We start from the raw sequence: 12,684 nt of genomic DNA, 5'->3' as shown, positions 1-12,684 counted from the left end.
AGGTCCCAGGGTGGAGCCATGAGACTCGTCGTGATCGTCGGCAGCACCCGCCAGGGCCGGTTCGGGCCCGTCGTGGCCGAGTGGTTCACCGGCCACGCCCGGCAGCGCGCCGGTCTGACCGTCGAGGTCGTCGACCTGGTCGACGGCGAGCCCGGGGGAGAGGCGCTGCTGGCGGCCGACATGTTCGTCGTGGTCACGCCCGAGTACAACCACAGTTTCCCGGGCCCGCTGAAGACGGCCATCGACCGGCATGTCACGCCGTGGCAGGCCAAACCCGTAGGGTTCGTCTCCTATGGCGGCATCTCGGGCGGCCTGCGCGCGGTCGAGCACCTGTGGCAGGTCTTCGCCGAGTTGCACGCGGTCACCGTCCGGGAGACGGTCTCCTTCATCTGGGCGCCGGGCCAGTTCGGCGACGACGGCCGTCCGCTCGACCCCGGACCGTGCGGCGCCGCCGCCGACCGGCTGCTCGACCAGCTCACCTGGTGGGGCCACGCGCTCGCGTCGGCCCGCCGGGCCCACCCCTACGGAGTTCCCGTTGCCTGACCTGTTCTTCACCACCGAGTCGAACGCCGCCGACGGCTGGCCGCCCGCGCCGTGGCCCGAGGGGCTCGTCTCCTTCGAGGTGTACGAGAGCCTCGACGCGGCCACCGTCATGACGTACAGCCGATGGACCACCGACGGCGCCGCCTTCCTGACGGGCCTCACCGGCGCCGAGCCCACCGCCTACCACCTCTACCGGCACGCGGCCGACGGACGCGAGCCCGGCTGCGTGGTCGCGGTCGAGGCGGAGTTCGACGGCCCCGACCCCGACCGGCTGCGCCGCTGGATCGACACCGTCTTCGAGGCCATGGCCGCAGAAGACCCCCATCCGGGCGGCGTCTCGGGCCGCTTCCACACCAGCTTCGACGGCACCCGCATGCTCAACCTGGCGGGCTGGACCGGCGCCGAGGCCCACGAGGAGGCGCTCACCCTCCGCAGCCCGGCCTGGCAGCGGGTCTACGACTTCCCCGGCATGACCAGCGGTGGTTTCCGCCGGTACGCCCCCATCAGGCCGCGCGCCGACATCGAGGCCAGCCCCACGGGCTGGGTCGCGAGCCACGTGGCGGCCTACGTGGAGTCGGGCGGCCAGAAGGGCCACACCTACCAGGGCAAACCCGCCCTCCTGCTCACCACGACCGGCCGCCGGTCGGGCCGCCCCCGCCGCACCGCCCTCTTCTACGGCGTCGACGGCCCCCGCCACCTGCTCGTCGCCTCGAACGCGGGCTCCCCGGCCCACCCCGCCTGGTATCTCAACCTGACCGCCGACCCCCATGTGACGGTCCAGGTCGGCCCGGAGGTCTTCACCGCCCGCGCCCGCACCGCGACCCCGGAGGAGAAGCGCGCCCTCTGGCCGACGATGACCGAGATCTTCCCCCTGTACGCCTCCTACGAGGCCAAATCCCCCCGCGACCTGCCCCTGGTGATCCTGGAGAAGACGGTCCCGGGCTGGGGGAGCTAGCCGAACCAGCCGGGCACGTCGAGCCGGAACAGGTCGTCTGGCGTCATCCGGCGCAGCGTGTCCTCCAGGTCGTCGAGTCGCCCGGCCCCGAGCTCGGCGGCCCACCGCGCCCGCAGCTCGTCGAACACCTCGGCCGACTGCCGCAGGGCGTCGACCCCCCGGCCGGTCAGCACGACCGTCTTGCGGCGGGAGTCGGCCGGATCGGGGACCCGGGTGACGTAGCCGAGCTCCTCCAGCGTCTCGACGGTCTTGCCGGCCGCCTGCTTCGAGACGCCCAGCGTGCGGCCCAGCGACGCGGCCGAGTCGGCCCCGCGCGCGACCGCCTGCAGCACGAAGCCGTGCATGGGCCGCATGTCGGGGTGGCCCCGCTCGGCGAGCTCCTCGTGCAGGGCGTCGATGAGCACACGGAACGCCATCAGCAGCCGCAGCGGCAGCTCGAACCCGTTTGACATGAAAGACAACCTGATTGACTATATGGACAACGACATTGTCTATCGTAGGGGATCGAGATGACCGTCATCCGCGCCGCAGAGGCCCGCCGCTCCGAGACGCCCGCCGGGGTCATGACCACCTTCGCCTCGCCCGGCCAGGGCGGCTCGGCCCAGTCGGTCTGGCGGGTCGACGCCACGCCCGGCGCCGCCGGGCCGAGGCACGACTTCGACCGTGAGCAGATCTGGGCGTTCGTCACCGGCGGCGCCACCGTCGAACTCGGCGGCCAGACCTTCGAGGTCGCCGGGGGCGACACCGTGGTCATGCCGCCCCACACCGCCCGCCGGGTCACCGCCGCGGCCGGGGGTTTCACCGCCGTCGTCACGGCCGCCGGGGACGCGAAGGCGATCCTGCCCGACGGGACCGTCCACGGCACCCCGCTCTGGATCGCCTAGAAGAGCGGCCGGGCCGCCGCCAGCCAGGCGTGCGGGTCGGTTGTGTCGACCGGATAGACGAAGAACAGGTCGGCGTGGCCCGACGTCATGCTGTCTTCGGCCCAGTAGCGGCCGCACGACCCGCAGCGCAGGACGCCCAGCCACCGCGAGTCGTCGCGGGCGACCACTTCCAGCAGGGGTTCGATCACGCGCAGGTGCCCGGCCAGCACCAGGCCCTCGGCCTTGTCGAGCGGCGCCCGATGGTCGTCGTGCCCGCACACGCACTGGTTCACGGGGGTCACGATAGTCAGGGCGCCGTCTCGCGGAGCACGGTCGTGGTGCCGGCCGTCACCGTGACCTCGCCGGGCGGCTGCGTGCCGCCGTTCGGGCCCAGGGCCGCGACGAGGCCGCGTCCGGCCAGGACGTCCTTCACCGTCGGGCCGGTCACCGTGATGCGGGCGACGTCGCGGCTGCCCGCGACCAGGTAGTACCACTGGCCCGAGGGGGCCTGCCACCAGGTCGCCGCCACCACGTGGCGCTTCAGGCGGCTGCAGTCCCACGTGCCGGCGCGGGAGCCCGTGGGGATCGTCACGGTCCGGCCGGGCGTCGCGACGGCGAGCACCGCCCTGACCGAGCTCGTTCCGTCGGCGTTGCCGAACCGGGCGCACATCCACCGCGCCCGCGCCGACTCGGGCAGCTCGCCCGACCAGAACTCCCAGGCCGTCGCCGCCTCGGCCTCGACCGGCGGGAACGGCAACGCGCACGACAGGTGCGCCCACGCGCTGAACCCGCCGGGCGACACGTCGATCTCCTCGGGCCCCATCCGGTTGATCTCGGCGGGCGGCGGCGCCTGGTGGGTCACGTTCGCCAGCGCGAGCCGCCCCAGGTCGAGCATCGTGTACGCCATGCCGTGGGCCACCCCCGGCGCGCGCAGCCGCAACACCGGGCCGCGCCAGCACGGACCGGCCGTGACCTGCGGCACCGGATCGGTCACCCCGCCGGCCAGCGCCACCGGACGCCACTTCGCGCCCAGCCGGCTCAGGTTGGCCGCCGACGCCTCGGTCACCCACGGCGGCACCAGGTAACGGCCGCCCGACAACTTCAGCGGGGTCGACCCGTCGGCCTTCAGCCGGGGCTCGGGGAACACCTCCAGCGACCGCGACCGGCCGGTCTCGGCGTAGCGGGCGACCCGGCCGGAGTCGCGCAGCAGCACGACCGTGGTGCCGTCGAGGCGGCCCGCGTAGAGCAGCTGGGGCGCGACCGGCGGGCCGGGCAGCGCGCCCGACACCGGTTGCGGGGTCACCTCGCCCTGCCAGGCCCGGACCGCGCGGACCACGAGCCCGTCGTCGCCGGTCAGGTCGCCCCGGGGCTCCCAGGTGTGCAGGTCGAGGGTGGTGGTGGTCCGCCACGTGCCCGGCGAGACCCGGCTGACCTCGGGCAACGCGGGCGCGGCGGTGGCCGCGCGGACGTCGTGCAGGCCCAGCAGGTGGGGCACGCCCGCGACGGCGAGCAGGCCCCCGGCGGCGGCCAGCGTGATCAGGACCTTGGACGGGCCCCGGCCGTAGATGCGGGCCAGCGTCGGGTCGGCGGCGGGGCGGTGGTCCTCCAGGCGGCCGTGCTCGTCGTCGAGCGCGTCGATCAGCGCCAGCGCGATCGTCGGCTCGGCCACCCCGGCCGCCCCCAGCAGGCGGCGGGCCTCGCCCGCGTCGAGGCCCTCGATGCGGGTGAGCGCGTAGGCGGCGCGGGCGGCCGGCGGCAGCTCCTCCAGCGCGGCGGTGAACGCGCGCTCGTCGCTGCGGACGACCGCGGGCACCACTTCAAGCCGGCGCCCGAACCCGATCAGCGGATAGGGCCGTCGCTTCAGCACCCGCTTCAGCACGTCGAGACGGGCCTGCGCGGGGTCGCCGGGACGCCGTAGTAGCGCCCGCGCGGCGAGACGGTGGGCGAGCAGCACCCGCCGCTCGCCGCTGTCGGGCGGCAGCGTCAGATAGGCGAGCCACACGAGGTCGCGGTAGGGCCGGGCAAGGGCGGAGTTCCCCTTGATGGACCTTGCCATGAAACGCTCTCCCGGGTCATCACGTGGCGTAGCCGTCTGATCGCGGCTCGTGAATCCTAGGGGCAGCGTTCCGCTCTCGGTGGGGATGCCGGGAAAGTCGTCAGCCCCGGTTGTCCCAGTCGGCGAGGATCGCGGCCTCCTTGTCCGGATCGATCCCGTGGCTGAACCGCGCCCCGAACACCCGCTCCTCCACCGGGACGTGCCGCAGCCACTCCCAGGTGTCGCGCACGGTCTCGCTCACCGGGCGGCACGTCAGCCCGGCCGCGTGCGCCTTCGACGAGTCGCTCAGCCACACGCCGGGCATGCTGTCGTCGGCCCACAGCGGGAACTCCGTCCACATCTGCGCCCCGTGCTCGTGCAGCACCGCGTCGTCGACCCAGACCAGTTCGGCGTCCGACCCGGTGACCTCGACGCACTCGCGCAACCACTGGCCGTAGGTGGTGTTGGCCGGGACCCCGCCGGTCAGGAACGTGCCGGTCGTGCCCTTCTCGACCTGCGCGATCGTGAACGCCGCGATGTCGCGGGCGTCGATGAGCTGCATCTCCCGGTCGGGGTTGCCGGGCGCGACCACCCGGCCGCCGCGCTCGATCCGGGTCAGCCACCACGGCAGCCGGCCGACGTTCTCGTGGGGGCCGAGGATCAGGCCCGGCTGGACGATGAGCACGCCGCCCTCGAAGTTCTCGCTGACGGCCAGCTCGCAGCCCGACTTGAGCGGGCCGTACTCGCCCTCGGTCGCCTCGGGGTCGCCCGGGAACTGCTCCGACTCCTCGTTGACGCCGATCTCGCCGGGGAAGCCCCGGTAGGCGCTGATGCTGGAGACGAACGTGTAGTGGGCGGCGTGCCCGTTCAGCACCCGCACCCCGTCGAGCACCGTCGCCGGGGTGTAGCCGCACACGTCGACGACGGCGTCCCACGCGCGGCCCTCGACCAGGCGCAGCAGGTCGTCGTGCACGCCGCGGTCGCCGTGCACCGACTCGACGTCGGGACGGTCGGCGCGGCTCACCCCCCGGTTGAACATGGTCACGTCGTGGCCCCGGGCGAGGGCCTCCTCGACGACGGCCCGGCCGAGGAACACCGAGCCGCCGATCACCAGAATTCTCATGGCCCCATCCTGGGTGCCCGGTGTCGGGTGGTCTGCCCCGTTTCACCGGGAGCCGATTTCACCCTGTGCGAAGCTCCGGCACGGGCGTGAAGCCCTCCTCGTTCAGCACGTGCACCCGGGCGGTCGCGATGTCGAAGTAGAGCCCCGACAGCTCCAGCTTCCCGGAACGTTCCAGCCGGTCGACCATCGGATTGCTGCGCAGGTTCTCGAGCTGCTGGATCACGTTGACCCGGCACAGGTGGTCGAGCGGCGCCTGCTCGGGCCCGTGGGGGGTGTTCTCGAACCGCTCGACCGAGTGGTGCCCGTGGCGCAGCCAGTTGCCGACCGCCGTCAGGCCCGTGGGCGCGTCACCGAGCAGCGCCGCCATCGCGCCGCACCCCGAGTGTCCGCACACCGTGATCGTGCTGACGCCGAGGACGCCGACGGCGTACTCGATCGCCGCCGCCACCGAGTCGTCGGCCGGCACCGACTCGAAGCGCGGCACCAGGTTGCCGACGTTGCGGACCATGAACAGGTCGCCCGGCCCGCTCGCGGTGATCAGCGAGGGCATCACCCGCGAGTCGGCGCAGGTGATGAACAGGTGCGACGGCGACTGCTTGCGGGCCATGCGGGTCAGCAGCGGCCGGATCAGCGGCGCGGTCCGGCGCTGGTATTCGCGGGTGCCCTCCAGCAGGTCGCCGGGCACGGCCGCCGGGGGCCGCCGGTAGGCCCACGGCAACCACGACCAGTCGAGCTTGGGCGGCGTCTTGGCCGGGAAGACCCGGGTCCCGCTGGCGGCGGCGGTGTACCAGTCGTCGTGGAGTTCGTCGATGTCGACGGTGCCGCCACCCCGTTCGTGCTCCAGCCGCCAGTTGTGCAGCGCCTCGAACGCCGCGTTGTCCATGAAGTCGACGTTGAGCAGCAGGTCGACCTCGGCGCCGCGCGGGATCGTGCGCAGCGAGTCGGTCAGCCGGGGCACCCCGATGAAGATCAGCGACCCGGTCACCACCACCCGCCAGCGCCCGCCGCCCTCGGTGACCTCGACCGACACCCAGGTCAGCCGCCGCAGCGCCAGCAGCGCGGCCAGGCCCAGCCCGATGACGATGCCCTCGGCCAGCCCCACCAGCACGACCGCGCCCATGGTCAGGAAGTAGATCGGCATCTCGCCGTGGCCGCGCAGCCCCCGCGCGGTGCCCAGGTTGACCATCTTCACGCCGATGAACAGCAGCAGCGCCGCCAGCGCCTCCATCGGGATCAGCCCGAGCGCCGACGCGAACGCGATCGTGGCGATCAGCACCCACACCCCGTGGAGCACCGTCGACCAGCGCGACCGCGCGCCCGCCCGGACGTTCGTGGTCGTCCGGACCACCACGCCCGACACCGGCAGGCCGCCCAGACCGCCCGACACCACGTTGGCGACGCCCTGCGCGCACAACTCCCGGTCGAGGTCGGCGCGCGGCCCGTCGTGCATGCGGTCGGCCGCGACGCAGGTCAGCAGCGACTCGACGCCGGCCAGCACGGCCACCAGCAGGATCGAGGCCGCGATGGCGTGCCAGTCGCCGGTGGGCAGGATCGGCCCGGCGAGCTGGCTCAGCCCGTTGGCCAGGTCGACCTCGGTGAACTTCCAGCCCGCCAGCGCCGCCGTCACCGTCGCGATGGTGAGCGCCGCCAGCGGGGCGGGCACCAGCCGGACCTTGGGGATGCGGTCCCAGATCAGCAGCACGCCGATCGTCAGCAGCCCGATCATCACCGCGTCGCCGTGGAGGGTGGCCACCTGGGCCGGCACCTCCAGCAGGTTGTCGAGCGCCGACCGCTGCGGGCTGCCGCCCAGCACGATGTGGAGCTGCGACAACGCGATCACGACGCCGACCCCGGCCAGCATGCCGTGGATGACGGCGGGGGAGACCCCCAGGGCGGCCCTGGCCACCCGGAACGCGCCGAGCACGATCTGCAGCAGCCCCGCCGCGAGGGTGATGGCGCAGGTGGCCCGCCAGCCGTAGACCTGCACGAGATCGGCCACCACCAGCGACAACCCGGCCGCCGGACCGCTCACCTGGACGACGGAGCCGCCCAGCGCGCCCGCCACGATGCCGCCGACGATCGCCGCGACCAGCCCGGCCGCGATCGGCGCCCCGGACGCCACCGCGATGCCCAGTGACAGCGGAACCGCCACCAGGAACACCACGAGTGAGGCCGGTACGTCATGCCGCAGCACGGAGATGGCACGCTGCGTGGTCGAACTGTTACCCCCGGTCATGCGGCGACCTTATGCCAAGGTCAGCCGAGGGTCCTACTTGGAACGCCGAAATCAGCGGTAATAGTCGGGTTGGTCGGTCTCGGGGCCGTTCCGATGGGTGCCCCGGCGGCCGCCGCCGCTGCGGGTGGTCTGCTCGCCGTAGAGCTCGTCGTAGGAGGGCCAGCTGCCGCCGTTGTTCTGCGGCGGGGCGGGCGGGACGGCCCCGGGGTAGCCCTGCTGGTCGTAGCCGTAGGATCCGGCCACCGAGTCGGAGTCGTCGATCGTCGCCCAGCCGGCGCTGACCTCGTAGGAGCCGGGCGCCGGGGTCGGCAGGTTGCCGGTCTGGTAGGCGCCGGTCGAGAAGTCGTTGTAGGACGGCTGCGCCGCGGGCATCTGGTAGCCCGCCGCCTCACCGGTCGACCAGGTCGATCCGCTGCCCTGACGGGGCGGCTCGGGGTCGTCGAACACGTCGCCGCTGGTGCTGCCCCACGAGGGCGCGGCGGCCGGCGGCTGGTAGGTGCCACCGGCGGGCGGGGCGGGCCAGCCGGCCGGTTCGGGGTAGGCCGGCGGGATCGGTTCGGGCTGCGGCGCGGCGGGCACGGGGAAGTTGCCGCTGGTGTAGCCGGTGTCGTAGCCGCCGTCGTAGGCCGGACGGCTGGGGAACGGTCCGGTCGGGGGCTGGTCGTAGCTGGCCGGCCGTTCGAACATGCCGGTCGACGGGCCCGAGGAGAACGGGCCGGTCGAGGCGCCGGGCGGGACGAACGGCCCGGTCGCCGGGCTGCTCAGGTCGGGGGTCGGCGCGGAGAAGGTGACGGTCTTCTGCTCGGCCAGCTGCGAGGAGGGGGTGGCACGCAGGCCGTCGACCATGCCGGTGTCGGGGGACAGGAACCCGTTGGACGGGGTTCCGGTGTTCAGCGGGCCGGTCGACAGACCGGCGATCGGGGTGACCACCCCGGGGGTGAGCGCGGCGGCGATCGGGGTCACGACGCCGGGGGTCGGGGCGGGCTGGACGGGCGGCTGCGCGGCCGGGCGCTGAGGGAGGACGCCCTGGACGGTCGCGGCGTTGGGGTCGACGGCGCTGATGGGGGTGACCGACGCGATGGGGGCGGGGCCGGCCGCGGCGGGCTCGGCCTCGACCGGGCGGGGGGTGGCCATGCGCTGCTTGATGGTGCCGCCGAACGCCCCGTCGTCGGCGCGCACGCGCGACCAGTAGTCGTCGTCGTAGTCGTCGTCGGCGCCCCACTCGTCGACCCCGCGTTTGCCGCGGGGAGCGCCGGCGCCGGCGGGCTGCTTGGCGCCCTGGCGGCTGCCCGGACGGGGCGGCGCACCGGGGGCCTTCGCCGGTTTCGGCGGAGCCTTCTTCGGTTCCTCGAAGGCGTCGAAGCCCTCGGGGAAGCTCTCGAAAAAGGTCTCTTCGGCGGGCCGGCTGCCCTTCTTCTTCGCGGCGCCCTCGGCCATCGCCTTGATGCGCTCGGAGGAGAGCGCGCTCTCTCTCCGGTTCATCGACCGCATGCCGAGTGCCACGACTATCAGCACCAACAGCACAACGGCGACAAGGCCCAAAATGACCGCGGTCATAGCACCACCCTCAAGGCCATGGCCTTCCAGCGGCGCCGGTGAGATCGCGCGGCCATCGACGCGACCTGCCCCCTGTGATCACCTGCGCTCAGCAATTCAGGATCCGATTCTGCTCGACCACAATGACCGTTGTCACACCCTAGGCGAAGATTGGTCCACCACTACTACCTCCGGTCATCAGCATGTCACTCGATGTCAGCCGCAGTGAGGCGACCTCGGGCGATCGTGTGCGACGCGATCGTGGCCAGACTCTCCGAGAGGGGGGCACCCTGCGGGAGGTCCAGTTTCTCGTTCAGGGCGTAGACGGTGAAACGGTAGCTGTCATTGGGCTGGCAGGGGGGCACATATCCGACTTTTCCACTAGTCGTCTGCCCCTGCCGTGCACCCCGGGGGATGCCGTTCTCCGCGAGTTCGGTGGTGTCGGGCTCGATGTTGAACACCACCCAGTGCACCATCGCCTTGTCTCCCGCGGCGTTGTCGTCGACCACGAGGGCCACCGACTTGGCGCCCGACGTACCCGACCACCGGAGGGGCGGATTGCCCAGGTCTCCATTGCACGAGTAGCCCGACGGCAGCGGGTCGCCGTCACGGAACTGCGGGCTCGACACACTGATCACGTCGAGGTCGGCGGGCGATCCTCCGCCCACGATCCCGCAGCCCGAGGCCGATGCCGTCAGCGCCGCGACGGCCGCCGGAATGAGAGCGGCTCGGCGCGTGCGAACGGACTTCGTCAGCGACCCCATGCCCGATGATGCTACGCGGATCCCGCAGGTGCGCCGACCCGATCGCGATGATCCACAGCGAGAAGAATCTCCATATTCGCCGGGTTCGTTCCATGGTCCACCCCGGACGGACCCATGTGACCTGGGATTCCTATGATTCTGGTGGGGAAGTGGTACTCGCCGGTAGAAATCTTCAAGCGCGGGTTGGGGGGTGACCAACGGCACATCCCGACGATTTAGGGTGGGATCGTGATGCCAGATGCGTGACGCGCTGCGTGACCCCGCCAACCAGGTCTCGCCGAGGGCCAGGTCGCTCTGGTTCGCGGAGGCCGTCATCGTGACGGTGCTGCTGGCAGGCGGGCTGGTGCTGCTCTCCATGTGGATGACGGGGTGGGAGTTCCTGCCCCAGTGGCTGCTCGACCGCACCTGGGTGGCCGCGCTGGTCATCGGGCTGCTGCTGATCCCGTTCGTGCTCGCCGAGCCGGTCGTCCGGTTCGCGGTGCACCGCTGGGAGCTGGCCGCCGACGTCGTCTACGCGCGCTCCGGCTGGTTGTCGCGCAAGTGGGTGTTCGTGCCGGTGTCCCGCATCCAGACCGTCGACAAGGCGCAGGGCTGGCTGGAGCGCTTCTTCGGGCTGGCGACCGTCGAGATCCGCACCGCCTCCTACGCGGGGTCGTCCACGATCAAGGGCCTCGACTACGAGGTGGCCGCGCGGCTGGCCGAGGAGCTGTCGCGCCGGGCCCAGGAACTCAGGGACGACGCGACGTGAGCATGCCCGTCCACGAGCCGGTGCCGGAGGCCGCCCGGCTCAGCCCCAGGCTGCTGCTCATCGACCCGATCAGGGTGCTGCCGTCGCTGCTCGTCCCGCTGGCGGGCGTGCTGATCGCCGGGGGGTTCTCGCCGCGTTCCTTCATCTGGGCCGCGCTCGGCGTCGCCGGTTCGGTCTTGTACGCCGTCGTGCGCTGGGCCACCTTCTCCTACACCATCACCGGCGGCCGGCTCGAACTGTCCCGCGCCTTCATCGGCCGCTCGACCCGCGTCATCCCGCTGGAGCGCATCCGCGGCGTCGACGTCACCACGCCCTTCCTCCACCGGCTGCTCGGCCTGGCCGTGCTCAAGCTCGACACCGGCGCCGGGGGCGACAAGCAGGAGGGCGAGCTCGACGGCATCACCGTCGAGGACGCCGAGCGGCTGCGCGCCGTGTTGTTGTCCCGCCACCATGCCGTGGTCACTCCCGAGCAGCCCACCGCACCGCGGGACCACGTGTTCCTCACGGTGCCCCGGGCCTGGTTGCGCTACGGCCCGCTGTCCGGCGCCTACCTGTTCACCCCGTTCGCGCTGGTCGCCGGCGCCGTCGGCCTGGCCTTCCAGTGGGGCGGCGAGCTCGGCCTCGACGAAGACGACGCGGTGGCCGTCGGCGAGTGGCTCTGGGGCCACCCGCTGCTCCTCGTCGGCGCCGCGATCGTGCTGGTCGTGCTGATGCCGTTCCTGGCCGCGGCCATGTACGCCGTCTTCAACTGGAACTTCGTGCTGTTCGGCCGGGGCGACCACCTGGTGGCCGAACGCGGCCTGGTCAACCGGCGCGTGGTCTCCCTCGAACGCCGCCGCATCCGCGGCTACGAGATCGCCGAAAGCCCGCTGGAGCGCCGCGCCCGGGTGGCCCGCCTGTGGGCGGTGGTGACCGGCCTCGGCGACTCCCAGACCCGGGGCCAGCTGCTCCCCGTGGCCCCCCGCGCCGCCGTCGACGACATCGCCGCCGAGGCCGTCGGCCCGTTCAGCGAGGCGCTGCGCCCCCACCCGCCCGCCGCGCGCCGCCGCCGCCTGTTCCGGGCGATCGCGCCGTGGGTGGTCCTGGCCCTGGTCATGTACGCCCTGGGCTACGCCCTCATCGGCGTCGCCGCCACCGTCCTGGCCGTGGCCGGAATCGCCCTCGGCCTCGACCGATACCGGTCGCTGGGCCACACCTACGACGGCACCCGGTTGTCGGTGCGCTCCGGTTCGCTGCGCCGGGCCCAGGCGGTCGTCGAACGCCGCGCGGTCGTCGGCTGGACCATCGAGCAGTCGTGGTTCCAGCGCCGCGCCGGTCTGGTGACCGTGATCGCCGGGGTCGGCGCGGGCAGCGGCGGCTACAAGGCGATCGACGCCGGAGAGACCCAGGGGGCCGCCTTCGCCGCCGAGGTCACCCCCGACTGGCTGGCGCCCTTCCTGAAGCGCTAGTCCTGCTTGGGCGCGCCGAACATGATCTCGTCCCACGACGGCACCGAGGCGCGGCGGGCCCGCGACTTGCGGCGCGGGGCCGGCGGCTTGGGCGCCGGAGCGGGCGCGGCGCCGGCGGGCACCGGCTCGGCCGGCTTCTCCTCCTTCGGCGCGGGCCGCTGCGCGGGCGGCTTCGCCTGCGGCGGCGCGGGCCGGGGCTTGACCGCCTTCGGCATGACCGCCGGCGTCGGCGGCTCCTCGACCTTGACGGGCTCCTCGGCGACCGGCTCGGGCGCGGCCTGCGCCGGCACCACGGCGGGAGCCTCGGGCGCGACGAACGCGGGCGCCTCATCGACGGCACGGTCCACGGACGCGGCGGCGGCCTGCGGCTCGGCGGGGGCGGGCCGCGGGGGCGGGGGTTTCCGGGGGGGGGTGGGGAGGGGGGGGGGGGGGG

The 12,684-nt window shown here is 73.2% G+C and carries 13 protein-coding genes; 5 read left to right on the top strand and 8 right to left on the bottom strand.

Features of this window, described 5'->3' with window-relative positions; translation table 11 throughout:
* Window positions 1-18: 18 nt before the first annotated feature.
* Both AW271_RS07965 and AW271_RS43090 read left to right on the top strand, forming a co-directional pair.
* On the top strand, window positions 19-543 hold the full coding sequence (locus AW271_RS07965; RefSeq protein ID WP_062334221.1) for an NADPH-dependent FMN reductase: 525 nt from the start codon (window positions 19-21) through the stop codon (window positions 541-543).
* The gene (locus tag AW271_RS43090; RefSeq protein ID WP_083976285.1) at window positions 536-1,498 is read left to right on the top strand and encodes a nitroreductase family deazaflavin-dependent oxidoreductase; all 963 of its coding nucleotides are present in this window, start codon (window positions 536-538) and stop codon (window positions 1,496-1,498) included. The genes AW271_RS07965 and AW271_RS43090 overlap by 8 nt, the downstream gene beginning before the upstream one ends.
* Here AW271_RS43090 and AW271_RS07955 read toward each other — a convergent pair.
* Window positions 1,495-1,950: a MarR family winged helix-turn-helix transcriptional regulator gene (locus tag AW271_RS07955; protein WP_062334218.1), complete on the bottom strand. Its 456-nt coding sequence runs from the start codon at window positions 1,948-1,950 to the stop codon at window positions 1,495-1,497. The two genes, AW271_RS43090 and AW271_RS07955, sit on opposite strands and share 4 nt — an antisense overlap.
* Before the next feature lie 57 nt (window positions 1,951-2,007).
* Between AW271_RS07955 and AW271_RS07950 the strand changes: the two genes are divergently transcribed.
* The gene (locus tag AW271_RS07950; RefSeq protein ID WP_062334216.1) at window positions 2,008-2,382 is read left to right on the top strand and encodes a cupin domain-containing protein; all 375 of its coding nucleotides are present in this window, start codon (window positions 2,008-2,010) and stop codon (window positions 2,380-2,382) included.
* Here AW271_RS07950 and AW271_RS07945 read toward each other — a convergent pair.
* The 6 genes from AW271_RS07945 to AW271_RS07920 form a co-directional block, all read right to left on the bottom strand.
* Complete coding sequence (locus tag AW271_RS07945; RefSeq protein ID WP_062334213.1) at window positions 2,379-2,654, bottom strand: hypothetical protein; 276 nt, start codon at window positions 2,652-2,654, stop codon at window positions 2,379-2,381. The genes AW271_RS07950 and AW271_RS07945 overlap by 4 nt on opposite strands.
* 14 nt (window positions 2,655-2,668) lie before the next feature.
* A complete protein-coding gene (locus AW271_RS07940) occupies window positions 2,669-4,417 on the bottom strand; it encodes a hypothetical protein (protein ID WP_062334195.1) in 1,749 nt (582 codons plus the stop codon).
* A 100-nt stretch (window positions 4,418-4,517) separates the two neighbouring features.
* A complete protein-coding gene (locus AW271_RS07935; protein ID WP_062334192.1) occupies window positions 4,518-5,519 on the bottom strand; it encodes an NAD-dependent epimerase/dehydratase family protein in 1,002 nt (333 codons plus the stop codon).
* A gap of 58 nt (window positions 5,520-5,577) precedes the next feature.
* Window positions 5,578-7,755, bottom strand: coding sequence for a SulP family inorganic anion transporter (locus AW271_RS07930; RefSeq protein WP_062334189.1), 2,178 nt, complete (start codon window positions 7,753-7,755; stop codon window positions 5,578-5,580).
* Window positions 7,756-7,806: 51 nt separating this feature from the next.
* Entirely contained in the window at window positions 7,807-9,237 is a 1,431-nt protein-coding gene (locus tag AW271_RS07925) for a chromosomal replication initiator protein DnaA (protein WP_218007995.1), read from the bottom strand.
* A gap of 260 nt (window positions 9,238-9,497) precedes the next feature.
* Window positions 9,498-10,055: a YbhB/YbcL family Raf kinase inhibitor-like protein gene (locus AW271_RS07920; protein WP_062334182.1), complete on the bottom strand. Its 558-nt coding sequence runs from the start codon at window positions 10,053-10,055 to the stop codon at window positions 9,498-9,500.
* A 238-nt stretch (window positions 10,056-10,293) separates the two neighbouring features.
* Here AW271_RS07920 and AW271_RS07915 point away from each other — a divergent pair, with 238 nt between their 5' ends.
* Together AW271_RS07915 and AW271_RS07910 are read left to right on the top strand one after the other, a co-directional pair.
* Window positions 10,294-10,803: a PH domain-containing protein gene (locus AW271_RS07915; RefSeq protein ID WP_062334179.1), complete on the top strand. Its 510-nt coding sequence runs from the start codon at window positions 10,294-10,296 to the stop codon at window positions 10,801-10,803.
* 2 nt (window positions 10,804-10,805) lie between these two features.
* Complete coding sequence (locus AW271_RS07910) at window positions 10,806-12,251, top strand: PH domain-containing protein (RefSeq protein ID WP_245653011.1); 1,446 nt, start codon at window positions 10,806-10,808, stop codon at window positions 12,249-12,251.
* Here the strand turns inward: AW271_RS07910 and AW271_RS42805 are convergent.
* On the bottom strand, window positions 12,248-12,598 hold the full coding sequence (locus tag AW271_RS42805; RefSeq protein WP_062334176.1) for a hypothetical protein: 351 nt from the start codon (window positions 12,596-12,598) through the stop codon (window positions 12,248-12,250). The genes AW271_RS07910 and AW271_RS42805 overlap by 4 nt on opposite strands.
* Between the last annotated feature and the right edge of the window lie 86 nt (window positions 12,599-12,684).

The sequence above is a fragment of the Herbidospora sakaeratensis genome, from assembly GCF_001570525.1.
Classification (GTDB): domain Bacteria; phylum Actinomycetota; class Actinomycetes; order Streptosporangiales; family Streptosporangiaceae; genus Herbidospora; species Herbidospora sakaeratensis.
The sequence above is the reverse complement of the archived record's forward strand: the minus strand, read 5'-3'. Positions and strand labels throughout refer to the sequence as shown.

Coding starts and splice junctions, on each gene's coding strand:
- AW271_RS07915 (WP_062334179.1), top strand. CDS start 10,294: ATGCGTGACGCGCTGCGTGACCCCGCCAACCAGGTCTCGCCGAGGGCC.
- AW271_RS07965 (WP_062334221.1), top strand. CDS start 19: ATGAGACTCGTCGTGATCGTCGGCAGCACCCGCCAGGGCCGGTTCGGG.
- AW271_RS07910 (WP_245653011.1), top strand. CDS start 10,806: ATGCCCGTCCACGAGCCGGTGCCGGAGGCCGCCCGGCTCAGCCCCAGG.
- AW271_RS07930 (WP_062334189.1), bottom strand. CDS start 7,755: ATGACCGGGGGTAACAGTTCGACCACGCAGCGTGCCATCTCCGTGCTG.
- AW271_RS07925 (WP_218007995.1), bottom strand. CDS start 9,237: ATGAACCGGAGAGAGAGCGCGCTCTCCTCCGAGCGCATCAAGGCGATG.
- AW271_RS07950 (WP_062334216.1), top strand. CDS start 2,008: ATGACCGTCATCCGCGCCGCAGAGGCCCGCCGCTCCGAGACGCCCGCC.
- AW271_RS07955 (WP_062334218.1), bottom strand. CDS start 1,950: ATGTCAAACGGGTTCGAGCTGCCGCTGCGGCTGCTGATGGCGTTCCGT.
- AW271_RS07940 (WP_062334195.1), bottom strand. CDS start 4,417: ATGGCAAGGTCCATCAAGGGGAACTCCGCCCTTGCCCGGCCCTACCGC.
- AW271_RS07920 (WP_062334182.1), bottom strand. CDS start 10,055: ATGGGGTCGCTGACGAAGTCCGTTCGCACGCGCCGAGCCGCTCTCATT.
- AW271_RS07935 (WP_062334192.1), bottom strand. CDS start 5,519: ATGAGAATTCTGGTGATCGGCGGCTCGGTGTTCCTCGGCCGGGCCGTC.